At 36.1% G+C, this 23,568-nt stretch carries 25 protein-coding genes and 1 riboswitch; of the genes, 6 read left to right on the top strand and 19 right to left on the bottom strand.

From position 1 onward, the window contains the following. Positions 1 to 173: 173 nt before the first annotated feature. Positions 174 to 1,058, top strand: a complete 885-nt coding sequence (locus CD31_RS16325; protein WP_036079173.1) for a hypothetical protein — start codon at positions 174 to 176, stop codon at positions 1,056 to 1,058. A 434-nt stretch (positions 1,059 to 1,492) separates the two neighbouring features. Here CD31_RS16325 and CD31_RS16320 read toward each other — a convergent pair whose 3' ends face one another. Then, positions 1,493 to 2,890 carry an MFS transporter gene (locus CD31_RS16320; protein ID WP_036079171.1) on the bottom strand — a complete coding sequence of 466 codons (1,398 nt, stop codon included), beginning with the start codon at positions 2,888 to 2,890 and terminating at the stop codon, positions 1,493 to 1,495. A gap of 117 nt (positions 2,891 to 3,007) precedes the next feature. Between CD31_RS16320 and CD31_RS16315 the strand changes: the two genes are divergently transcribed. Continuing rightward, entirely contained in the window at positions 3,008 to 3,895 is an 888-nt protein-coding gene (locus tag CD31_RS16315) for a LysR family transcriptional regulator (protein WP_036079168.1), read from the top strand. 690 nt (positions 3,896 to 4,585) lie between these two features. Here CD31_RS16315 and CD31_RS16310 read toward each other — a convergent pair. From CD31_RS16310 to CD31_RS16285, 6 genes are all read right to left on the bottom strand, one after another. Further along, the gene (locus CD31_RS16310) at positions 4,586 to 6,442 is read right to left on the bottom strand and encodes an alpha/beta fold hydrolase (RefSeq protein WP_036079166.1); all 1,857 of its coding nucleotides are present in this window, start codon (positions 6,440 to 6,442) and stop codon (positions 4,586 to 4,588) included. 57 nt (positions 6,443 to 6,499) lie between these two features. Further along, entirely contained in the window at positions 6,500 to 7,066 is a 567-nt protein-coding gene (locus tag CD31_RS16305; RefSeq protein ID WP_036079164.1) for a TetR/AcrR family transcriptional regulator, read from the bottom strand. A 300-nt stretch (positions 7,067 to 7,366) separates the two neighbouring features. After that, the gene (locus CD31_RS16300; protein WP_244905026.1) at positions 7,367 to 8,311 is read right to left on the bottom strand and encodes a serine hydrolase domain-containing protein; all 945 of its coding nucleotides are present in this window, start codon (positions 8,309 to 8,311) and stop codon (positions 7,367 to 7,369) included. Positions 8,312 to 8,513: 202 nt separating this feature from the next. Further along, positions 8,514 to 9,275: a glycosyltransferase gene (locus tag CD31_RS16295; RefSeq protein WP_036079160.1), complete on the bottom strand. Its 762-nt coding sequence runs from the start codon at positions 9,273 to 9,275 to the stop codon at positions 8,514 to 8,516. Positions 9,276 to 9,343: 68 nt separating this feature from the next. Beyond that, positions 9,344 to 9,907, bottom strand: coding sequence for a GNAT family N-acetyltransferase (locus CD31_RS16290; protein WP_036079158.1), 564 nt, complete (start codon positions 9,905 to 9,907; stop codon positions 9,344 to 9,346). A 25-nt stretch (positions 9,908 to 9,932) separates the two neighbouring features. After that, complete coding sequence (locus CD31_RS16285; protein WP_036079154.1) at positions 9,933 to 10,427, bottom strand: DinB family protein; 495 nt, start codon at positions 10,425 to 10,427, stop codon at positions 9,933 to 9,935. A 192-nt stretch (positions 10,428 to 10,619) separates the two neighbouring features. Here CD31_RS16285 and CD31_RS16280 point away from each other — a divergent pair, with 192 nt between their 5' ends. Beyond that, positions 10,620 to 11,006 carry a hypothetical protein gene (locus CD31_RS16280; RefSeq protein WP_026023331.1) on the top strand — a complete coding sequence of 129 codons (387 nt, stop codon included), beginning with the start codon at positions 10,620 to 10,622 and terminating at the stop codon, positions 11,004 to 11,006. A gap of 111 nt (positions 11,007 to 11,117) precedes the next feature. On the opposite strand, the gene CD31_RS16275 is transcribed toward CD31_RS16280, so the two are convergent. Continuing rightward, complete coding sequence (locus CD31_RS16275; RefSeq protein ID WP_036079151.1) at positions 11,118 to 11,705, bottom strand: hypothetical protein; 588 nt, start codon at positions 11,703 to 11,705, stop codon at positions 11,118 to 11,120. Positions 11,706 to 12,013: 308 nt separating this feature from the next. Here CD31_RS16275 and CD31_RS16270 point away from each other — a divergent pair, with 308 nt between their 5' ends. Then, complete coding sequence (locus CD31_RS16270; protein WP_036079148.1) at positions 12,014 to 12,505, top strand: PaaI family thioesterase; 492 nt, start codon at positions 12,014 to 12,016, stop codon at positions 12,503 to 12,505. Positions 12,506 to 12,587: 82 nt separating this feature from the next. Here CD31_RS16270 and CD31_RS16265 read toward each other — a convergent pair whose 3' ends face one another. The 9 genes from CD31_RS16265 to CD31_RS16225 form a co-directional block, all read right to left on the bottom strand. Then, positions 12,588 to 13,436 (bottom strand): stalk domain-containing protein, encoded by an 849-nt coding sequence (locus CD31_RS16265; protein ID WP_036079146.1) that lies wholly within the window; start codon positions 13,434 to 13,436, stop codon positions 12,588 to 12,590. A gap of 149 nt (positions 13,437 to 13,585) precedes the next feature. Continuing rightward, the gene (dut, locus tag CD31_RS16260) at positions 13,586 to 14,023 is read right to left on the bottom strand and encodes a dUTP diphosphatase (protein ID WP_036079144.1); all 438 of its coding nucleotides are present in this window, start codon (positions 14,021 to 14,023) and stop codon (positions 13,586 to 13,588) included. A 12-nt stretch (positions 14,024 to 14,035) separates the two neighbouring features. Next, on the bottom strand, positions 14,036 to 15,004 hold the full coding sequence (nrdF, locus tag CD31_RS16255; RefSeq protein WP_004229921.1) for a class 1b ribonucleoside-diphosphate reductase subunit beta: 969 nt from the start codon (positions 15,002 to 15,004) through the stop codon (positions 14,036 to 14,038). Beyond that, positions 14,992 to 17,085, bottom strand: a complete 2,094-nt coding sequence (nrdE, locus tag CD31_RS16250) for a class 1b ribonucleoside-diphosphate reductase subunit alpha (RefSeq protein WP_036079141.1) — start codon at positions 17,083 to 17,085, stop codon at positions 14,992 to 14,994. Before nrdE ends, nrdF begins: the two co-directional genes overlap by 13 nt. Further along, positions 17,082 to 17,441, bottom strand: coding sequence for a class Ib ribonucleoside-diphosphate reductase assembly flavoprotein NrdI (nrdI, locus tag CD31_RS16245; protein ID WP_016991735.1), 360 nt, complete (start codon positions 17,439 to 17,441; stop codon positions 17,082 to 17,084). The genes nrdE and nrdI overlap by 4 nt, the downstream gene beginning before the upstream one ends. Further along, complete coding sequence (locus CD31_RS16240) at positions 17,438 to 17,662, bottom strand: glutaredoxin family protein (RefSeq protein WP_016991734.1); 225 nt, start codon at positions 17,660 to 17,662, stop codon at positions 17,438 to 17,440. The genes nrdI and CD31_RS16240 overlap by 4 nt, the downstream gene beginning before the upstream one ends. Positions 17,663 to 17,780: 118 nt before the next feature. Further along, positions 17,781 to 17,958, bottom strand: a riboswitch (cobalamin riboswitch). A gap of 306 nt (positions 17,959 to 18,264) precedes the next feature. After that, positions 18,265 to 18,546: a hypothetical protein gene (locus tag CD31_RS16235; RefSeq protein ID WP_036079139.1), complete on the bottom strand. Its 282-nt coding sequence runs from the start codon at positions 18,544 to 18,546 to the stop codon at positions 18,265 to 18,267. A 9-nt stretch (positions 18,547 to 18,555) separates the two neighbouring features. After that, on the bottom strand, positions 18,556 to 18,942 hold the full coding sequence (locus CD31_RS16230; protein ID WP_016991732.1) for an SHOCT-like domain-containing protein: 387 nt from the start codon (positions 18,940 to 18,942) through the stop codon (positions 18,556 to 18,558). A 13-nt stretch (positions 18,943 to 18,955) separates the two neighbouring features. Beyond that, positions 18,956 to 19,321 carry a DUF2089 domain-containing protein gene (locus CD31_RS16225; RefSeq protein ID WP_036079137.1) on the bottom strand — a complete coding sequence of 122 codons (366 nt, stop codon included), beginning with the start codon at positions 19,319 to 19,321 and terminating at the stop codon, positions 18,956 to 18,958. Positions 19,322 to 19,995: 674 nt separating this feature from the next. Here CD31_RS16225 and CD31_RS16220 point away from each other — a divergent pair. Next, a complete protein-coding gene (locus tag CD31_RS16220; protein ID WP_036079133.1) occupies positions 19,996 to 21,477 on the top strand; it encodes an Lsa family ABC-F type ribosomal protection protein in 1,482 nt (493 codons plus the stop codon). Positions 21,478 to 21,509: 32 nt separating this feature from the next. Here the strand turns inward: CD31_RS16220 and CD31_RS16215 are convergent, their stop codons facing one another. Continuing rightward, on the bottom strand, positions 21,510 to 21,929 hold the full coding sequence (locus CD31_RS16215) for a hypothetical protein (protein WP_036079132.1): 420 nt from the start codon (positions 21,927 to 21,929) through the stop codon (positions 21,510 to 21,512). Positions 21,930 to 22,018: 89 nt separating this feature from the next. Here CD31_RS16215 and CD31_RS16210 point away from each other — a divergent pair, with 89 nt between their 5' ends. Then, a complete protein-coding gene (locus CD31_RS16210) occupies positions 22,019 to 22,759 on the top strand; it encodes a DUF3888 domain-containing protein (protein WP_036079130.1) in 741 nt (246 codons plus the stop codon). 28 nt (positions 22,760 to 22,787) lie between these two features. Here the strand turns inward: CD31_RS16210 and CD31_RS16205 are convergent, their stop codons facing one another. Then, positions 22,788 to 23,255 (bottom strand): DinB family protein, encoded by a 468-nt coding sequence (locus CD31_RS16205; RefSeq protein ID WP_036079128.1) that lies wholly within the window; start codon positions 23,253 to 23,255, stop codon positions 22,788 to 22,790. Between the last annotated feature and the right edge of the window lie 313 nt (positions 23,256 to 23,568).

Below are 23,568 nucleotides of genomic sequence, written 5' to 3'. Positions count from 1 at the left end.
TAAATTTAAGGCGAAAGAGCATTTTTATATTAACAAGATTTAATTACTGAGAAAGTTGAAATGACTTATGTCAAATAGTTATAGAGTGGCAAAATAGATTTTTAAATCCATGTGTCGAAAACTCGGTCACAGAACACCGAAAAATTTATGTAAAATTGAATAAAGGAGAATATATGCTGTTATTTAGAATAGAAGATAGTGAAAATATTGATGGTAATCATAGAAGATACCAAATTCCTAAAAAAGAACGGCCTGTAATTAGATTAAGTCAGCTTGATGATTATATTGCAACAGAAATTCGAAAAGAGGTTAACAATTGTAATGATAGACGTTTATTGAGTTATTCAAAGTCATTAGGTGTTTGTCTACTTAAATATAACAAATATACGGACAATGAACTCCATATTAAAATATTAAAAAACCCTTATATCTTAAATGCAGTTAAGTATAAAATAGCCAAAACCAAAGAGAAAAAGTGTATAATCTTTGATTTAAAAGAAAAAAATACATTTAACGAAGATAAAAAAATCAGGATTGACAATTTTGTGCTTGATATCTCTGACAATAAAATTTTGAACGAATATTTAAAGGACAGAACACAAAAAGGTTTAAAAAAAGTTGCATCACCCGAAAAAGACCATGAAGTTGTGGTTATGAGATCACCCAATGATTTGATAATAATAGATTATTTGGAGTCTGTATATCTTTTATATGCTTTATATTTAAAGTATGGTATGAATCAACATATATTCTGTAGCCTTCTAGAACAAATAGAGTCATTAGAAGATTTCCGTTTTGCAAATAGTAAAAAATCCGAAAGAGAAAGTTTAAAAATAATTGTAATGTATCTTTATCATCTTGGTAAAGAAGAGAAAGAAATGAGTTATAAAATATTACAGGATAGTAAGAACTCAGATGAAATTTATTTTTTCTATAATCCGATCGTTCAGTTACACGATATACTAAATAATGGTTTTGATTATGCGTATAGTTTGGCTGAATATAATTCAAATGTAATTTCCGATTATATATGGAAATTGTATGGCTATTTTAGATAATAAAGTTAAACTTGATGAAGTGACTCATTGTAATGAAGCAATTAATAGAGGCTGGGACAAGAAAATTCCAGCCTCTAGATAAAAGCGAACGATTGTATTATGGGGTGTTGACGTATCCAAGCCCTCCTCCTCGCCAATAATTTTAGTTTACATAATATAAATTATAGGAAGTTATGTTTCATTGAAAAGTATACTAATAATAGTGAGACGGAATGGATGTAAAATGTAAAAGGCACTTTTTAGCACACTGGAATGTACTTATTCCTTGTTTCAACCTTTTTGATCAACATCCATGTCTTCCCATAATGCCTCGATCACATCGATTTGGGGTTGTTTATCCTTTTGCATTTCCTGCCAAGCTTGTTCTCATGACGATCATTCCTTGATTTTAACATTTGTCATAACATTAAAAACTCCTATTTTTATTTTTTGTTTTAATTGCTTGTACTCGGTTCATCCAATTGCTCAGAATATCTGAGTCGCAGACTTATAAATACTAAGACCAATGCAATGACCGTTAGGAAAACTCCCAGCAATCGGAATCCTGTAAAGTTGAACGCACCTCCCATAATGATACCTGTTAACAGTGAAGATAAAATTGTTCCCAAATATCTCGATGTATTAAATAGGCCAGATGCTACACCAACAATTTCTTTTGGAGAGCTTTTAAACAAAGCTGCCTGCATACTAACTGCATTTAGCCCGTTGCTAAAACCGAATGCGGCTAACGCCAGGCACACACTGATGACTGGTGAACTTTGCGTCCATGTCACGATCCACACTGCCCCTACTACCATCAGTAATGAGGATACAATCAATGCAGGTCTGGGTCCCGATTTACCGACCCATTTCCCTGCTATTGGTGAAGCGACAATCGAGCTCAAGCCCAAAGTTAACATAAGAATCCCTGTCTGGAATTCACTGACATGCCGCACCATTTGCAGGTATGATGGAATCCCAAAAAAGAGTGAATAATAAAGTAAGTTAACTAGCAAGTATTGTATATTGACCCATGTCATTCCTGGATATTTGGCGAAGGTGCGTAAAGGAATAAATGGCGACACTGTTTTTAGCTCATGTCGTATGAATATTCCCAACGCAACGAGCCCGGTTAGCACAACAATTATATTCCACATAGAGAAATGCCCAGATGATTTCGCTGACAGCAAGCCAACTAGAAAGGCAATCAGCCCCACCGCAAAGAGCAGAATTCCTGGCACATCAATCACACCCAGTAATTTTCGAAACGACATGTCACGTGAAACCGTTGCTACTGATCCATCATTAGGAATCATTTTCCAAGCTAATATAAAGCTCGCCACTACAAACGGGATATTGACGAGGAAGATCGCTGGCCAATCCCACCATTGAATAAGTACTCCTCCGGCAAAAGGTCCTATAGCTGCCGCACCGGATAGGAAAATCGATAAACCTGCTAAAGCATCTGCTTGCTTTTCTGTAATATGAATGCGCACTATAGCTGTTCCAACTGCAATCAGCATACTAGTTCCGATTGATTGTACGATTCTAGACACTATAAGCCATCCGAAGTTTGGAGAAAATGGAGCCAGAATAGAAGAAACTAAAGATACAACAAGACCAGCAAGAAATATCTTTCTCCGACCGAATACATCACTAGCCTTCCCCATTATAGGTTGGGCGATAGCACTAGCGATATAAAACGAAAACACAATCCAGGAAACAGCAGTAAAATCAATGCTATACACATGTTGCAACCTAGCAATAGCAACAGAAATCATGGATGAATTTAAAGGGTTTAATAATATTCCTAGTCCAACGGATATCATTAACCACCTGCTACGAGAATTCATTTTTTACCCCCCTTTATATTTGTTCCATTGATATCTTACTTGAAATTTTACATTCATTCCAACGCATTTAAAGTTATGATATCATTGACCAAAAGGAATGATTGGAGAGAAAAAGAAATGGAACTTCTTCAACTACAATATTTTCTAGAGGTAGCTCGATTAGAGCATGTAACCGAAGCTGCACGAAGTCTCCACGTAACGCAATCGTCGCTAAGCAAAACGATACAGCGTCTGGAAGAAGATTTAGGGGTACCTTTATTTGATCGCACAGGCAGGAAACTGCGATTAAATGAATTTGGCAACAAATTCATTCGTCGCGCGGAAAGGGCTTTGTTCGAGTTGGAACAGGGGAAGCAGGAGATTAGCGATTTGTCCAGAGCGGAATCTGGCACACTAAAGCTTGCGGTAACCACTGCAAGCACTTTGCCCCAGATTATGCGAGAGTTTCGTAAAAAACGTCCTAATATCCAATTTCATGTGCAAATGCTGACCACGCTGGAAATGGTCACGCTTTTGCATCGAGGCGAAGTCGATTTTTGCTTGTCGTCCTCTCCTTTTCAAGGGGAAGACATCGAATGTCAAGTTGTCTATGTTGATCCCATTCTTGTTGCAGTTCCTAATGGGCATCGGCTGGCAGACCGAAGTAGCGTATGTTTAACAGAACTTAAGGATGAATGCTTTGTCGGTGTGAAAAGAGGATACGGCACTCGTGATTTAGTAGACGCTGTATGCAAATCTGCTGGAATTGACCTTAAATATGTGTATGAGGGCGATGAACCTACACGTTTAATCACTCTTGTAGAAGCTGAAATTGGTCTTGCCTTCATACCAAGCACAGCAAAAATATCATGGGGAAAGATTAAATATTTGCAAGTTGAGAATCATGAACTTGTACGTGATATCGCTTTATTATGGCATAAAAGTCGCTACATGACGCAAGCTTCATTGGAATTCCGCGAGGTAGTTCTAGACTATTTTGAGGCAATATCGAACCAGTCCAATTAATCTTATGGCATGACTCGTACCGATTTGATGAGGTTATGGGATAGCCTACTATTAAATGGAGTATGATAACTTCTAACGAATAACGTGCATAGTATGTTTATTAGTTAGAAGTTTTTTATGTCCTGAAGTTACTCCACAATTGGCCCAATTGGGGAATGAAAAAATTTAATATTTGTTAGAAAAACTTATTGTGAATAAACATATAAAGTATTAATTATTTTTCTCAATTAAAAAAGTTGTTTTCAGCTACAATATCCAATAAGAGGACAAATGAACATAAGCTTTTATTTACGAATGCTCATTGAAAAAGATATTAATCCTCAATCACCTCGATATCTATTAAATCGTTTTATAAAATGCAATTAGATCTTGAATTATCTTCAAATAATTTTTCTAATGCCTCTGTTGGAATATGAATAGTATCTTAGCCCCTTTCGTCTTCCCCATACTCTAAAAAGAGATTTTCTATAAATAAAACAATATACTGCATCGGTATATCTTAGTTTTCCTTTTATTGAATTTGTTCTTCTTGATTCCTCAATTATACTAAATAACCAGTCGTCATATAAATTTCGACAACTGGTTAGGTGTATACTTTTCGACTGCAATATCAACGGATTCGTTTTACCGAAGCAAGATCTCATCTTCTTTTGCAAATTGATTTTCATGCTTTTTATTTATCCCACACGCTCATCTGCTAGTACTACTATTTTTTATTACCAAATTAACCGTTTCCCTCGGATGGTTAAGAGGAAAATGATGACCATATGGAACAAAGTCAACCTTCCCCAGATGCGTAGGAGCAGAATAGCCTCTGTCAGAATCCCCCCAAATAATGTGAAGATTATACTTTGCTACTTCATTGAAATCACCTTGAACGTTTTTCGATAGTATACTGTTAAGCTGAACCGTAGTATTTAAAATTCTAGGAGAAGTAAAGCTTTTACTTAATTTTTCAATATAATGTTCAGGGATGCTCTCTATACTTTCAAATAAACCATTACTTAAAAGATATCGCTCTATCAAATTAGTCGTTGCCAATTTCAATGTCCATTTGTTCATAAATTGAGGAGCATTCATGGATTTAGCATTTTTTTTAGCAATAGGTGGCTGAAGTAAAGTAATTGTATGCTTCTTATCTATGTACTTTTGTACTAATGCTTCCAAAAGAATATACGCACCAAATGAATGGCCAATTAGATGGGCACCGTTAGTAGCTTTCTCTAATAACTTTTTCACTACATTCAAATAGATATTTAAAAGATTTTTCTCTCGTTTAAAAGGCGAACGTCCCAAACCTGGAAGATCCAAGATCCATACAGGTTGACCCGTTTTTTCATGAAGCTCTTGCGCTAAAGGAAATAAATCCTCTCCATCACTCAATAAACCATGTAATAAAATAAACGGTTTCCCCTCTCCTTGTAATTGGTAAAGGGTATTGTTATCGCATAATGTTCGCTCAAATAAATGATGATGCTCACCATTTTGATACATCAATCGATAATCCAGATCAGCTACTACGGCAGGGAAAAAGTTCATGACACTCGTCTTCTTAAACCAATCTCCCCCCATCATGTTTTTCACCGAAACATTTGAAAATGTTCGTTTTGTCATAAAATTCAGTCCATCAGAAGGAATGTTTGTTATTTTACTTACGCCACTTTTCATTATTGTTTTCATCAGCGGCATTGGAACAGAGATTTTTGGTGCCCTCATATTCATACTTTCCGACATAACACTTAATAATTCAGCAATGTTCGTATCGTTCTCTTTGTCTTCAACAAGTGTATATGTTTGAATAGCCGGCTGCTCCAATTTGAAAACCTGCACAATAAACTTCGCAAACTCATCGTTTGAAATCAGTGGCAACCTATATCCCTTACCGCCAGGAATCACTGGCATAAGCCCTCTTCGCATACTTGTCACAAGCAAACCTAATCCAGCTATCTGCTCTGTACTCCCTGTTTTACTACTACCGACCACAGTTGGCGGATTAATGACAGACAGCGGATAACCTACTGCTGATGCCTGCTGACGGATATATAGATCTGCTAAAAACTTTGTTCGCTCATATGGATTTTTTATTTTTAAAAAATTGTTTCCTTCTTTAAATACATCTATCGTAACCTTGCTATTATTATCATCAAAGGGACTCATATAGCCTACAATATGAATAAATTGCTGCAATCCCTTCGATTGATGAATATTTTTAGCGAATTCACTAATATGTTGGGCACCATTCAAAAATACGGAGGCTGCCACTTTGCTTGTCGCTTGAATATCCATGGGACCTCCTGCGTGAATAATCACATCCGTTTTCAATACCAACTCCTTATCTTCAGCACTTAGACCTAAGTCTATTTTCGTTAAATCACCTTCAATAAAGTGCATATTTGCCTCTTTTAAGATGCCTCTTTCTTGATAAATGCGTGTTGCTTTACTTTTCGATCTTACTAATAGAAGAATTGTAACATGCTCTTTGGCTAATTCCTTCACTAATTGCTTTCCGATAAAACCTGTTCCACCTGTTAAAAATACTGTTCTCATAAAAATCCTCCTTGTAGTACTGTTCAGTACTAATTCGATGTAAAAAAAATGCTTCTTTTATCGAAGCAAGTTAAACAAATGATCTGCTGTTTTCATGATTACTGCTGCATCCTCCAGTGTTTCTGAAATAAATAGCGCTCCTTCAAGATTTGTTATAAAAAGAGATGCAACCTCGTCAATATTTATTGTCTTTCTAAATTCACCCTTCTCTACCCCTTGTTTAAGTAATAGAGAAACTTTTGTTTGTAAGCCTTTAAAAAAAAGACCTATTTTTTCTTTTACTTTTGTGGCATTTGTAGGACTTTGAATATAAAGCGTAATAAATGGACAGCTCCCCTTATATTCTCTCGTCTGAACTCCTTGTGTTATTTGTTTTAAAAACAGTTGGATACGATCTTCAACTAATAATTGGTTTTGAGACAGTAAGTCATCCATTGCAGATTGATACAATTCAATCCAATAATCAACGACCCCTTCCAACAATTCTTCCTTATTAGAGAAGTGATAATACACATTAGACTTTGAAACTTTGCTTACACGAACTAATTCATCCATGCTTGTATAAGCAAACCCTTTTTCTAAAAATAATGTTGCAGCTACTTCAATTACACGTTTTTGATTCATTAATTTTACCTTTGTCATAATTAGTACTATATAGTACTACAATGGGTATTGCAAGTATATTGTTGAATAAAGAAATTGATCAAAAAGTATAATTGATTTTACTGTTAAAATTAACCTCATTTTGAACTAAAGTGAACAGGGTTTGCAATTTTTCACTTGTGTTTGAACGCTAGGTTCAATAAATATGTTTGTTGGAAGATTGATTCATTAATACCCTTATATTAAATATAAAAACTCCATTTTGATTGATGATGATCAAAATGGAGTGTATTTACCGTAACTTTTTATAGTCACTAGCTGTTATTCAAACAATGGCATTAGATGCTTTCTAATCAATTCAACACGATCCTTGGCACGTGGCATAAAGCGCGAAGTAATCGAAATGACCATCTTCTTTTGAGGATTTATGAAGATTACATTTCCACCATCCCCCAAAGCTGCATAGCAATCATCAACAATCCACCACAAGTAACCATAGGCTAACTCTCCCCATCGACTTTTCTCTTTTGTGCTATCCTCTATCCATTTGGAAGAAATGATGTGCTGTCCGTTCCATACACCTCCATTTAAATATAATTGCCCTATTTTCGCCATCTCCCGTGGCGTTAAAGTAAGTCCCCAGCCAGCTGTATTTACTCCTTTAGGGTCTCTAATCCAGCCAGTGACATATTTATCCTTCAGAAAAGCGAAATAGTCTTCTTTATTTTGTATAGTTGTATTGGAGGGAGCTTTGATTGCAAGAGGTTTAAACAAGTTTTCTGTAGCGAAATCAAGGACAGATTGACCCGTGGCATTTGTAAGAACGCCTGATAAAATATGGGTGCCAACGGTAGAATAGTTAAACTCCCCAATACTACCTTTGCCCCCTAATAAATCCAATGCAGCTTTTACCCAGTCATCACTTGAATATACTTTCGTATAAGGCTCTGACTTGTATTTATAGGGTGCAGTCATTGACAACAAATTTGCTAGGGTGATGTTTTGAATGGTTTTTTCGCCACGCTTCACTGTATAATTCGGAAAAAAATCTAACACATGCTGTTCGATATTTTTTATATATCCTTTATCAATTGCCATACCAATAAGAATGGAGATGATGCTTTTAGTGACAGATGCTATATGCAAAGCATCATCTTGGGTGTACCCATGAAAGTATTTTTCGTAGATTAAATGATTATCTTTTCTAATAGCGATGCCTGCTATATTGGCATACTCTTTTCCGATTAAATCTTCAAAGTTATTCATCATTCTGACTTTTTGGGTTTGACACATTGACGTCAGCTATATCAATCCCAATCCTTTCGCTAAAATGAATCATCAATATTGATGTAATAAAGAATAATTTATTATAAAAAATTATTCAATTCTTTTCTTTAATATAGCTAGAATGATTGCATCGTAACAAAAAAACGTTAATCCTTGTTCGATTAACGTTACGGTTTTCTTTTTATCTATCTTCATTTTCATAATATGCTTCATTCGCATGTTTCTGATCTGTACCTTTAAGGTATGCTAGGATCATTTTAGGACGTTTAAGTAAAACCCAATCTCCATGCTTATCAAATTTTCTGCTTGAAGTGATCATCCCATTTGGAATTGTCCCGAATTTTTTTCCTTGCTTCTTTCCCCATGCTTTTAATCGTTTCGCAAAATCGGCATCTTCTGCCATGAGCATATTTTCATTAAATCCATTAATCGCTTGAAAATCCTTTTTATAGCACCAAAAGATTCCTACAGAAATTGCACCATATTTAAAGAAAAGTGGCCCAATTAATAACAGCGCTGAAACAAAAATACCTAAGGACATTCTTTCAAACTTCCCTGTAACGCCCCCACCAATGTACTTACCCGAGATTAAGTTCTCCACTGCCTTAGATAACAGGTGCTCATTCATCAGTGTATCAGCATCAATTGTGACGATGATTTCTCCTCTTGCTATATCAACGCCAGCGTTCCTAATCTTCGAAAGGTTCTTATCACTATTTTTTAATAGGATACAATTATATGATTTTGCAATTTCCTCTGTTCTATCTGTACAGCGATTTAAAACAACAATCACTTCCACTTGATTTTCAAAGGATTTGGAAGCCTTTAAAATGGATTCTAAGCATTTTCCAATGTATTTTTCTTCATTATGGGCTGGTATGACAATTGAAATTTTTATATCCTCGTTCTTTTGTACTTCTAAAGAGTTCTCCTTGTCGTACATACAGCTCTCTCCTTTTAAATGTAAAATTTTTCTTGAAATGATGCCAATCACCTATATAGCAAGTTTAATTAGGAGAATGACATGTCTTCTGCATTAATAAAATACACTAGGTGATCCGTCCACTTGTCGTCCTCATATATGAAACCTTTCCTTGTGCATTCATAAAGCATTCCAACATTTTCTGCTAATTTTATAGATGCCGTATTGTCGAGGTTTATATGAGCTTCTATTCGATGATAATTTAATTTTTCAAATGCTAGATTAATCGCTGCCTTTACAGCCTCTTTACCATAACCTTTTCTCCAAAAATGATTATGAATGGTATACCCGATCCTAGCCCATTGAAATTCTTCCCTCATAATGGTTGAAAAGTCTACAAAACCAATATGCATATTATCTGTTTTTCTAAACACGCCAAATACATACACCTTATCATCCTCAGCCATCTGATGGTGCTTAGTAACTAAATCACCAAACCATTCTTTCGTACAGATGCTCATATCTAATTTACCTTCATCGTATTTATGCTGAGAAGGTAAACGATTTTCATATTGCGTAAGCCAAGAAGAGTAATCTTCCTCTTCCATTAATCGAATAATTAATCGTTCTGTTTTCGTCATTATCTTATTCAATCGAACACCTCATACCCTTAGTTTACTAGGCTTCTTCGTCTGCAGAAGGGCCGTAGATGCCTGGTACTGGAATATCGAGAAGTCGCAAGTATACCCCAAGCTGTGCCCGATGATGGACCATGTGGCTTAATCCGAAGGTGCGGAACGCAATAGCTCGGGGCTCCTGGCGAATAATATGATCACCGTGACGTAGCGTCCATTCCTCTCCGAGCGTTTTCTCATCACATTCAGTAAGCATCATTTCCACCTTTTTTACGTTTGCATCGAACTCATCCAGAATGTCAGCTCGCTTTTCTAATGCCTCTCGGCGCAACGGAACGGTGGAAAGATCAAAGTCTGAATACTGTAAAATAGCCATTTGCCAGTTTAGCAGATTGATTAGGTGCGTGGCCAGACCTCCTAGTGTCATTGATTTCTCATGTGGCCTCCATGTCAAATGCTCGTCAGGCAAGCGTTCCAGTATGCGACGAGTAGAAGCCAATTCCTGTATTGTATCCCCAACAATCAATTGTTTAACCATAAAATCCCTCTCCTCCCTTTTAATCAGCATACTATAAATTCCATTCAAGGGGAAATATCTCAGATAAGTTTTTATTCTATGGTTAAACCTTTTTTAGACTGTTAGAATATGTAAATATTTTGAGGGTTTGCGGTTTGAAGATGTGTTCATAAGGGAATATACTAGAATGAATAAAGAGGGGTGAAGATCAAGGTGAAAATAAAGACAATTTTGTTGTTAATGATTTGTTCTTTAGCGCTAGTTGCTTGTAACGATCAGAAAGAAGCATCGAAGGTGATAGAAATTCAAGAATTAATTAATTTCGATGAAGTACAACCCGATACTTTACAACAAATCTCTAATGCGGAAGATGTTAAAATTATAGAAAAAACATTTAAAAAAGCTAGAGAATTCGGTGAGGTTGATAACGAAATTGCTCCGCAGTATAAGATCAAACTAAACGATGATGAATACTATCTATGGATTGATAATACAAACACTGGGACAATAGCAAACGTAAACAGTAGAAATATGTTTTACAATATCCTAGCTACCGATGAATTTAAAGAGGCCATTAATTATCGAGAGCAAAATAAATGATTTTTAAATAATAGTAGCAACGATCTGTACGCAACATAGATTGTTGCTATTTTTTAGGGTATGTTTCATATTTATCTGGCTCCATGTTGCTGGAAATGTTCTATCACTTTTTCAACGGATATAGAGCCCCTCCGTATTAGCTATCTTTTCAAATAGCTCAAGATTACGTTGGCTATAGATTAAAAAGGCTAATTCATTCCCACTAAATACCATATTCTCCTCAGGTAAAATGATATGTAGATGGAGATGGTCCGAAACAGCTAATTTTATTAGTGAAATTAATATTGTGTACTCATCAATTTTTAATAAAATGCCTTCTGTAAGATCTTTAGGTATAATTTTATTCCACTCATTCTCGTAGACTTTATAATACAATTGATCCTTATATAAAGGTTCTGGTATGTAATAAAATTCAGATGATTTTAACCACATCAATTCAAAAAATCTCTCGAATTTTTCTAGGCTTTTCTGATAAGAATGATAATCCTGCGTTTTTTCTTGGAAATCGACCATCTCCAATTTATCGAAGAATACTTCTACTTGACTATATTTTTTATTACTTTTTATCTGATAAGGATAAATATCGAGTATTTTAGCACTTTCATAATCATACAATTGCTCTAGTAATTCTTCTAATTTTTTACTGTCTTTATTAGTTGCTTCCTTGCAAATACAATCGATTATATTTTCTAATGACATACCTTTTGACTCCTTTAATTCCTTCTTCAGCACGGTAAAAGAAAAACGTAACGACCTTAGTATACCATCTTTCCTTTGTTGCACCATGCCAACGTTTTACAAGCTATGCAGCTTTTCCTTCTTCCTGATACCAGCCCTCCCCATCTGTCATTAATAAAACTTGTCCAACTTTATGGTCGTGCTTTCTTACATAGTTTAAATAGATGGAATATTTAGATTTTTATTGATGGAATGGAAATGATTAATTATACTTAAATGATTAACGTTTAATTAGTAACATATAATACTAGAGTATTGGGGAGAGAAGAATGGAAGAATTAAAAGTAGAAAAAGCAATTCAAGATATTTATCCAGATGATATCGCTTGGTGTTATGGGTGTGGCCGTTTGAATGATGATGGCCATCATCTTCGCACGGGGTGGCATGGTGATAAGACGATTACAATCTATACACCTGAATCAAAATATATGGGTATTCCAGGATTTATCTATGGTGGTTTAATTGCTTCATTAATTGATTGCCATGGAACAGGGTCGGCAGCGCTTGCCTTGCATCGTAAAAATGGACATGAAATTGGTGATGGAGCGGAGCCACCTCGATTTGTAACGGCTAACCTTAATGTAGATTTCCTCAAGCCAACACCCCAAGATGTTCCCTTAAAGGCAATTGGCACTGTTGAAGAAATTCATCCGAAGAAATGGAAAGTAGAAACTGAAGTTTACGCGCAGGATACGCTTTGTGCTCGTGGAACAGTAGTTCTTGTAGTAATGCCTAGTACTTTTCTAAATAAAAATGATTAGCATTTTTTATCCTCACTAAAATAAGAAGAGCACATCTTATTCATAGATGTGCTCTTCTATTGCGTTTTTAATGGATTCATAATCAAGGAACTGTATTACTAATAACTGTCACAAAGCCATTTCTCGTGGCAGTTTCCATTAACGAATAAATAGAGTCACTGGCAGTTTTGTTAAACTCATACCATTGGTCAACAGCTGCGTCATAAATCAACACGTCTGGCTGTCCAGTCAAAGGTTTATCTGAAGATTGCACCAACGAATAGAGATCATAACGTGCTATACTACTACCTTCCTTGTTCAGGAAATCATATTGGCCCATTTTATAATAGCCCCCAATTACGGTGCTATGGACAGACCATGTGTAATCGTTAGGCTGTTTTATCTTCTTGCCCATATTTTTAGTAAATATACGGTGCATTTCTTCCATATAGGCATTGCCATTGATTTGCTCGACTACTCCCCCCATTGTCATGTGGTATTCATGAAGTAATGCTTTCACCTCCACACCCTTAATCATCAATGGCTCTGTATCGATTGAGATTGTTAAATGATCGTAATGCACTTTACAGCCAAGGGTTTCTGCTAGAAAACGTAATGGCACAATGGTGCGTCCATTCTTTAGGTATGGCTTCGCATCCAATAAAACCGTTTTTCCATTTATTGCGGCTTTACTACTGTTCAACTTTAAACTGACTTTCATCTCACTTTTCGTCAGTGTCACTTGGCCATCCGACCAATGCACCTTAGCCCCTAAATTTTCACTAATCACGCGTAAGGGTACCATTGTTCGATTGTTTTTTATTTCGGGCTTCACATCCGTTTGTACTGTCATACCGTCCACTTTTAGTTGACTACTAGCAGCTGCTGCAGTTGTGAGAGATGTAAGAATGACTATCAACATAAGGAAAATACCTGAACATATTTTTTTCATGATTATTTGCTCCTTTAATTCGCTGTCATTACTTCATTCTAGATGAAGGTAATCATTTCCTTCTTAAGTAAGCTAAATGGTGAAAACAAAAAAATCCTGCATCTTCGCAGGATTTTTTGTAAACTTTATGAGGTTTGTAGACAGGCACGCTATTTCGTACCACTTGCACCAAATCCAGATTCTCCACGGACCGTTTGAGATAATTCATCTACTTCCACTAATTGAACAGAAGGAACAAATTGAATAACCATTTGAGCAATGCGCATTGATTTTTCTACGATAAATGGTTCTTGACCATGGTTGATTAAAATAACACCGATTTCGCCTCTATAGCCTTCATCTATAGTGCCTGGGCTATTCAGTACAGTTACACTATGCTTTAATGCTAATCCACTTCTTGGTCGAATTTGGGCTTCCGTTCCCTTAGGTAATTCAATCTGTATACCTGTCTTAATGAGTTTGGCTACGCCTGCTGGGATTTCTACTGCTTCTATGGAATAGATATCCATGCCTGCATCACCAGGGTTGGCTTGTATCGGTAGCATGGCATCAGCGTGAATTTTTTTAATTTTTACTTCTAGATTCATTGTTCTTCATCCTTAACGATTAAAATTGAATGTGTCATCTGTGATCGGCGCAACTTTTGCCTTGGCATAGGTAGCACCCTTTTGTGAAAAGAAATCATATGTGGAGCCTTCATTACGAATCCCATTCATCACAATTGGATTGACTTCCTCTTCTGGAAACATGGCTTCAAAGCCGACATTCATTAAAGCTTTATTTGCATTATAACGTACATATGCGCGCACTTCAGGTGATAATCCTGTTTCCGCATAAATATCATCTGTATACTTCATTTCATTTTGATATAAATCTAATAATAGTTCATAGCCCCATAAATGTAGCTCTTCTTGCTTTTCCTTTGAAAATTGCTTGAATAGATTTTGAGCAAAAAATCCAACTGCTACCCCATGGATAGATTCATCGCGCAAGATGAGTGAAATAATTTCTGCACTATTTCGTAGGAAGCCTTGTCCTCCTAAGTAGAGTGGATAGAAAAAGCCAGAATAAAACAGGAAAGATTCAAGCATAACGGATGAGAACATCGCTTTCCATAAGCTCTCTGGATTGCCTTCTTCAATACTATTATAAATGTCTGCTATTTTATTGGCCTTATACTGTAGAAATTCATTTTTCTTGACCCATTCAAATAGCTCGTCGATTTCTTCGTTTGTACAAAGCGTTGTGAAAATATAAGAATAGGACTTGGCATGTATCGCCTCGAATGCATCAAAAACGGTTAGGACAGCCTTTTCCTGTAAATCGTCTGTATAAGCAGCAACACGATTCATTCCGATATTTGTTTGTACAGTATCCAGTAAGGTTAATCCTGCAAATACTTTTTTATATGTGTCCTGATGCTCAAAGCTTTTCCATTGTTTAATATCTTTACTAACCGCAATTTCTTCTGGAAACCAAATTTGCTTCCATTGCTGATCCCAAAATATTTGGGCAAGCTCACTTGTTGCCTTATTCCAATTGACTGCCTCATAAATTATATTTGACATGCTACACACTCCTCTAAGCTTTGTAAACGTTGACGAACATAGTAAACAGACTTAATGCCCTTGATCCACGCATAAATGTATACTTTAGCCAATTGTTCGGTTGTCCAATTGTCCGTTACATAAAGCGTCATGGAAATACCTTGGTCAACGTGCTTTTGAGAAGCTGCATATAAATCAATTAAATCATACGGATTCACATCATATGCCTCCACATATAAATGGCTGTTGTCATTTGTTAAATGAGGCATTGGATAAATGGTTCTACTATCAGCATAATCACGAACCTCTACGCGCTCTGTACATGGTGCGATTGAAGCCGTACAGCTACGAATATATGAAATACTGCCAGTTGGGGCAATAGCCAAACGATAGGAATGGAATAGACCGTATTGCATTACATCCTGCTTTAACGTTTCCCACATCTTGTTCGTAATGATTGGTATATTGCCAAGCGCCTTCAATACAACAGGTGATAGTTCTTCGTAAATTTTATTGATATATTGGTCAAAATAGCTACCTGATGCATAATCACTGTCCTCAAATCGGTAGAAGGTTGCAGCTTTTTCTTTCGCCATTTCCATCGAAGATTTCAGTGAATAATAGTTCATCGCTTCCATAAAGTGATCCATGAAATTAATCGAATCTTTTGAGCCGTACAGGATGCCCTCCGTCACGAGATGCCCATGAAGGTTCATACAGCCAAGCCCTACAGAATGCATTAATTGGTTGGCTTTTGCAACAGACGGTACATTCTTAATGTGTGTCATTTGCGATACATTTGTTAATAGGTGCATCGCTGTATCGACTAATGCGCCGAAATCCTTCACTTTACTTGCTGCATGGATATCGATGGAACCTAAATTACACGATACATCTAATCCATAGTCGTTTGGTTGATCCTGGTCCGTAATAATACTTGTCTCTTGCACCTGCAAGATTTCTGTACATAAATTGGACATTTTGACACGTCCAATATTTTTTAAAGGATGTACCTTATTGACATTATCATCAAAGATTTCAAACGGATAGCCTGATTCAAATTGTGCTTTTTTCACCTCTGTGTAAAGCTTACGTGCATTTAAACGTTTAATTTTACGAATTTTAGGGTTATCAAGTAGCTCGTAGTACATGTCTGAAATGGAAATCTCAGACATCCGTTTGCCATATTCTTTAAAAATATCGTATGGGCTAAACAAAACAATATCCTTATCACGTTTCATCAGTTCGAAGAAAATACTTGGTATAATAATTCCTGTTGAAAGTGTAGCAAGACGAATTTTATCATCCGCATTTGGTTTTTTTGATGAAATGAAATTTTCTATGTCTGCATGGAAAATATTTAGATAGACAACACCTGAGCCATTTCGTTGCCCTAGCTGATTCGAATAACTGAAAGAATTTTCTAACAGCTTTGCTACTGGGATGACACCACTTGCACGATTTAATATCTCTTTAATTGGATCACCTAAAGGGCGTAAATCTGTTAGGTTGACCCCAACCCCACCACCAAGGCGTGATAGCTCTAAACAATAGCCAATATTTTCAGCAATACTATTCATGGAGTCATCCATTGATAATTTAAAGCAGCTAACTAATTCACCACGTGCTTTCTTGCCACTATTTAAAGCAGTTGGTGTTGCAGGCTGATAGGCTTCCATCATCGCTTCGACAGAGCGTTCTGCTAGAGCTGTGTTTCCTTGAGCCAAATACAAAGCGATAATGACTATACGATCCTCATACTTTTCTAAGATCTCTTCCCCATCACGACTTTTCATAGCATAGCTATCATAAAATTTACTTGCGCTCATAAAGGATGGAAAGCGGAAATTATAATCATAGGCTTTTTTGTACAACTTCTTTATAAATTCCATCTCGTACATGTCGATAAATGCTTTCTCATAGTAGCCCTCATCAACTAAATAGCGGATTTTTTCCTCAATATCTATAAAATAACGCAAACGTACGTTAACATACTCTAAAAAGTAGCGGCGCGTAGCTTCGCGGTCCTTTTCTAACTCAAGTAATCCAGTTGTACTATAACGATTCAGTACGTCATTATTAAGCTTTAAATAGGTTTTCATCCCATTACCCTCGTTTCATAAAACGTTTGTATTGCTTCGTAATCCGTTTGATTACCTCGTAAATCTAATTTCCTTACTAGGGGTACATGATACGTAGCAGCGATTTTCTCACCAGCAGCGCCAAATACATGATGGCCGAAGTTACTATTCCCACTTGCAACTACTCCTTTACAAAAATCCCTGTTTTTTTCTAAAAAACGTTGTACCTTTGCTGGAATGTCACCTAAACCATCTGTGTAGGTAATTAAAAGATAGGGCTTGTTCAATCGCAATTCCTCCGAGAGCTCGATACATTCTGCCTTTAATTTGGATACAACATTGCGCACATTGCCAGTACGACTAGCGAATACGATCATAGGGCAATCAACTCAATTTGAGAAACAATTTCCTGAACATCTCCTATAAAAGTTCCATTCATCTCTAAAACAGGCACACTTAAAAACCCTGCATTAATAATCGTTTGCTTTGCTTGTTCATCGTGATCAATGTTAACAATTTCAGCTTCAAGTCCTGCACGTTGTAGTTCAGATTTTACCCATAGGCATTTTGGACAAATTGTTTTCGTATAAAGTTTCATAGAAATCCCTCTTTTCATAAAATAAAAAAGCCTATCTCCTCTAGAGAGATAGGCTAAATGGAAACGTTAACATACCAAAAATACTGACGTTCCCATCTCTTAATCCCCGAAGAAATGATTAATTTGTTTTAGAAAGGCAGGTCTCCTGGCTTTGCTTCATTCTCTGATTCCCTTCCCATGCGAATGCACAGTGGTTGTAATCATCGTCAGCTTCACAGTTGCGGGGACAGCGTCGGAATTGTACCGAACTTCCCTTTTAAACTACATATAGTAGTACCTTTGTAAAACGAACACAATATATAGTTGTTGTTCAATAGTTTTAAGTGTACCATCCTTCAAATGAAAAGTAAATCAAGATTCTAAACTTCTTTATTTTTGGATTATTCAGTATTTTTAATTATGTAGTACGAAATAGAGTATCACTAATTACTTATACCCAAATCGAAATCTATTTTAAACGATGAGTGTTTTTCTATTAAAATAGTAGCCTCTCTCGTAAGTCCTGAAATTATTTCATTTCTTCCATATTTCACATGGCACGCATTAAAATAATAAAGAGCATGCTTTTATCATAACATGCTCTACTCACTCTATCTTGGGTATTATAGTCTAACCTTAACCTCAGTTCCGTCCTGAGCTTTGACATCGACTAGCACGAGTCCTTTATAATTTTTTAGTTCCTTGATAATCGGCTTTAGCATTTCTTTGTCGATGAGCGGAAAGGTAAAATCTATTTTCTTTCGATCGAAGTATGCCTTTGTCCACTTATTGGCTTGCTGCTGAATCCATTTAGAAGTTAAAATGGAGAGGACAATAGTTATCACAGTATAGGGAACTGGGACGGTTAAGCGAACGTCTTTTGCTTTCACTTTTACATGCATCATTCGTCGCCTCTACTCAATGAAGACTGCAACGGAATCCCCGTTTGCTGATTTTATATCTACAATTTGTCCATCTAATTCATTTTCAATCGCTTCAAGAAGAAGGTTGATGTCGATATCTTTTACGTATTTTTCGGATTGTGGAATACTCGCAGCGATGCTGTGTCCTGCCATGAGTACGGCTTTGACAAGTTTAATTGGCAAATTTACCGTGACATTATCATTTTCAGTGGATACTACACGGACCTTTAACGTTTTATCTAAATACTTTGTTTTTTCCACAAATTTATTCTCTGATTCTTCTTTCTGTTGTAGCACTTGAATCAGTTCTGATCCTTTATCCGCATCAATTTTTCCCTCTTGAATCATAGTTAACACTTTTGTAATTTCCTCTTTCATGATCCGTTCCTCCCTATTCGTCTTTTAAGAGCTTTATGGCTTCATCTGTTGTGATTTCGCCATTTTCTAGCATGCTTACAATTTTTTTCTCGTCTACTACATTTTTCTTCTTTTCAGCATAGCCAAGGGATGAAATAATATCGTTTAGCTTGCCACGGACTGTGGGATACGAAACTCCCAGTTCCTTTTCAACCTCTTTAATATTCCCTCGACAGGTTAAAAATACTTCCACAAACTGAAGCTGATCCTTTGATAAAGAAGCTAGCTTCGACAATTCAAACTCATTTTCAATAGTCGTGTGACAATGAGAACACTGTAACTTGGTAATTTTCAATGTTTTACTGCAAACAGGGCAATTTGTGATTACTTGATAAGCCATAGTGAACTCCTTCCTTTAAGTTAAGTTGATTATACAACAAAGAAATTAAAGATGTAAATAACAAAAATTAATTATTTTAATTAAAAAATAAATAAAATTAATTATTTAATTAAAAATGTTAATTAATCATTGCTGTATTGCTTGTTTTAAGCATCATTACACAGTACTCTATGTAGTGTTTTCTATTTCTACTTGTAGCTAGCGACATCAGTTAGATGAAAATAAGGTTACATTGTATTCTGTAAAAAAATTTGTTACTATAAAAAGACAATTATGAGAGGACTGATGAATGGACAATGAAGAACTAAACTATATTTTTATTTGAATTGAATGATTTCAAACACAAAATATAGGGTTAGTCTATCCATTTTTAACAATCAGTTTGCATTTTATTTGTCATGATACAAATGGCAAATCGAATTTATGTAGTGAAAGACTAATCCTTCCAATGCACAATTGGAGGGATTTTTTCTTGCTTTCATAGTTGATGTTGTACCTTTCATTTACTCATAAAGGAGAGGAAAAATATGAGCGATTCAGAAACTATTGTGACGCATGTAACACTCCGTATAAGTCGTTAATATCCATCTGCTTATAAGGAGAAATAAAACATAGATGGATAGACCGACTTTGTATGAAAAGTAAAACTGTTGCAATACAAAGGAGGAATTATCATGTCCATGATACAAGTACAAAACCTAACTTTTTCTTATCCAAGCAGCTTTGACAATATTTTTGAGAATGTCAGCTTTCAAATCGATACGGATTGGAAACTTGGATTTATCGGTAGAAACGGACGAGGTAAAACAACATTCTTTCAGTTGTTATTAGGAAATTATGAGTATAGCGGAAAAATCATCTCTTCGGTAGACTTCACTTATTTCCCCTATCCAGTTTCAGATCCAAATAAATATACCCACGAAATATTTGAAGAGATTTGTCCTCAGGCAGAGGATTGGGAATGTCTACGTGAAATAGCTTACCTACATGTTGATGCGGAGGTTATGTATCGTCCTTTTAAAACCTTATCCAATGGCGAGCAAACAAAGGTGCTGCTTGCTGCACTATTTTTGACAGAGGGTCAATTTTTATTAATTGATGAACCAACTAATCATCTAGACACGGATGCACGAAAGACTGTCTCAGATTATCTTCGCAGGAAAAAAGGATTTATATTAATTTCACATGACAGAAGCTTTTTAGATGGCTGTGTTGACCATATTCTATCGATCAATAGAGCCAATATTGACGTTCAAAGTGGAAACTATTCTTCTTGGAAGTTAAATTTTGATCGACAGCAGGAACACGAAGAAGTAACCAATCAGCGACTGCAAAAAGATATCGACCGCTTAAAACAATCCTCAAAGCGTTCGGCAGGTTGGTCTAATCAAGTGGAATCCTCTAAAAATGGGACAACCAATTCAGGTTCCAAGCTGGATAAAGGCTTTGTTGGGCATAAAGCAGCCAAGATGATGAAACGAGCAAAGAATCTGGAATCCAGACAACAAAGAGCTATTGAGGAAAAATCAAAGCTGCTAAAAAATGTTGAAAAAACGGAGTCATTGAAAGTAGAGCCATTGGCATGTTCATCTAAAGAAATGGTTGCTGTAACGGATTTATCGATTCAGTATGCTGACCATATCGTGAATAGGCCTATTAGCTTCAACGTGGAACAAGGTGATCGCATTGTTTTAGATGGCAAAAATGGAAGCGGAAAAAGTAGTATTTTAAAACTTATTCTCGGGAAGCCCATCCAACATACAGGCTCCATAAAGTTAGCTTCTGGTCTAGTCATTTCCTATGTTCAACAGGATACATCCCATTTAAAGGGATTGCTTTCGGAATTTATTGAAGAGCATGGTATTGATGAGACGTTATTTAAATCAATCCTGCGTAAAATGGATTTTGAGCGAATTCAATTTGAGAAGGATATCTCTCATTATTCTGGTGGGCAAAAGAAAAAGCTGCTCATTGCTAAAAGCTTGTGTGAGAAAGCACATTTATATATTTGGGATGAACCACTCAATTTTATTGATATCTATTCACGCATGCAGATTGAAGAGCTCATAAAAAGCACACATCTCACAATGGTGATAGTTGAGCACGATCAGGCATTTCAACAAACTGTGGCTACCAAAACGATAGCGATGTTGTAAAGAGAAGAATCCATTTTATGGATTCTTCTTTTTTAATGATATTGAAACCAAGGGACCCATTTATTATTTGTCTCTTTCACGATATATAGCTCACCCAGTGATGCACTTTGCGCTGGCAGTAATCTTGGGAACCTTAATCGAACAAACCAGGAGTGATTCGCCACATTTTTTCCACAAAAGTTTATCGCCATTTTATAGTAATTTTCCTCCATGCCAGTTAATATTGGCATGGGCTTTATGACCTCAATTTGCCACTCCTGATAATCAGGGCTTGAGCCGTATACTTTTGGAATAATGTCAGCTAATGCTTGAATAAGCTCACCTTTGTCTTTCTCCGTTGTTTTCATCAATACATCTGGATTTGGACATATTAAGCCTTCAGGTTCTGATCCCGAAGTAGCTGTTGGAAATAACAAAAGCATACATAAAAAAGGCATTATTATTTTTCCCATTGTTCAACTCCTTTCTTTAAACATGCTCGATAATTTGCTGTGATTGGTGCACCCTATAAAGTATCATCCTGCAGAAAGGTCACGATTCCATGAAAAAATTTGCTTATGTTTTAATGGCTATCTTAACTATATTGATTCTGCCGTGTAAGATTTATGCGCAAAGTGAACAAACTGATGATCAACTAATCAGGGACACATTCATTACAATCCTTAATCCATTTATCGAAAAGGAAATTGATCATTACTACGGATATCCTAAGCAGTATGGCTTGTATGATGTGAAAATTTTAAAGATTGTCAAAGAAAGTCAGTTTAGCTTTAAAGTTAGCGTGGAAGTTACCACCTTTGAGCATGCACATTCCCCGCCTTTTAGTAAGGAAATCATTACATTTGAAATCAGTCCAAGTGGGGTCAGCACAATTCGCTATATACATGAGGCGGATGATGTAGAAAAAGCAATAGACGCATTTTATAAGGCAACACTGTTAGATATACAGCAGAGTTTTAAGCTGGACTTATCATCGTATACTTCCTACCGATACGATCAATTGCAATATCAAGCTGAAATAAATCATGATATGAAACCCCTTGCTACGATTGCAGAGGAAATAGTGACCACCATTTTATTTCCTGAGCGAAAGATACCATACAAAAATGTCATAGACCCTGTCACCTATATCAAGGGTGATACAGGCTATATGCTCTTTAAAAGGGCGGATGGTACAAATGTAAGCTATCAACTGCAAAAGAAAGACGGCACATGGATCGTAACAGATAAAGCAAGTAAGCCAGGTAGGAAAATGGAGGATCTGTTGCCTTGGTATATATAGAAAAAATGAAGCCAACTGATTCCATCAGTTAGGCTTCATTCTTTAAGAGTATTTGCATCATACTTTTTATAATGCCCATGTGTAGACTTTCATGGTTCATATGAAAGACAACCATATCCCCCAATGTTTTCATACCTAAAAAAGGCTCTTTTAGCGGTTCATGTAAATGTCCCGCACAAGCTTGTTCAATAAGTATAGGTTGTTCCTCTAGGAGCTTAATGATTTGATCCATTGTTGGCGGTTGCTCAGTCCAGTTATCCGGATTACTGCCACTAGGAAACATGACATGATAGGATAGGGGCAAATGCCTTTCTTGTGTAACAGCTGGAAAAACGGTATGATCCCAACCAACTAATAGATGACCAGCATTCCAACGAATAGTGTTTTTATGTCCAATAGGTATCTGATCAACAATATTCTCAGGGATTGTACGTAGAAATTCAACAGTCCAATTACGCCACATTTTCATTTGCTTAAATAATTGTTCTTCGTTCATATATTAACTCCCTCTCTACATGCTATTTACAGTATAAAATATATTTTCTAGTTGGCGTTTATATTTGATCCCCATCCTATCGAAAATGATGAATAACTATAGTTCAAAGTTTGATGATTGAATGAAAACAATCAAGTCGAGGATCTGTTTTTTTAGCTGGATTGGATACTTGCTTCGCCTCATAGAAAACTCCCCTTAGATTATATCTCATCTGTACCTAGTGGGGAGCATATTACGATTTTTCCGGGCAAAATATCTTTCTTTATAATTTTTGGCTGGTTATGGGAGAAAAATATTACCAAATCCTAAAAAT

Origin of the sequence: Lysinibacillus boronitolerans JCM 21713 = 10a = NBRC 103108 (assembly GCF_000772935.1) — a bacterium.
GTDB lineage: Bacteria > Bacillota > Bacilli > Bacillales_A > Planococcaceae > Lysinibacillus > Lysinibacillus boronitolerans.
This window is presented reverse-complemented; position numbering and strand designations above follow the sequence as displayed.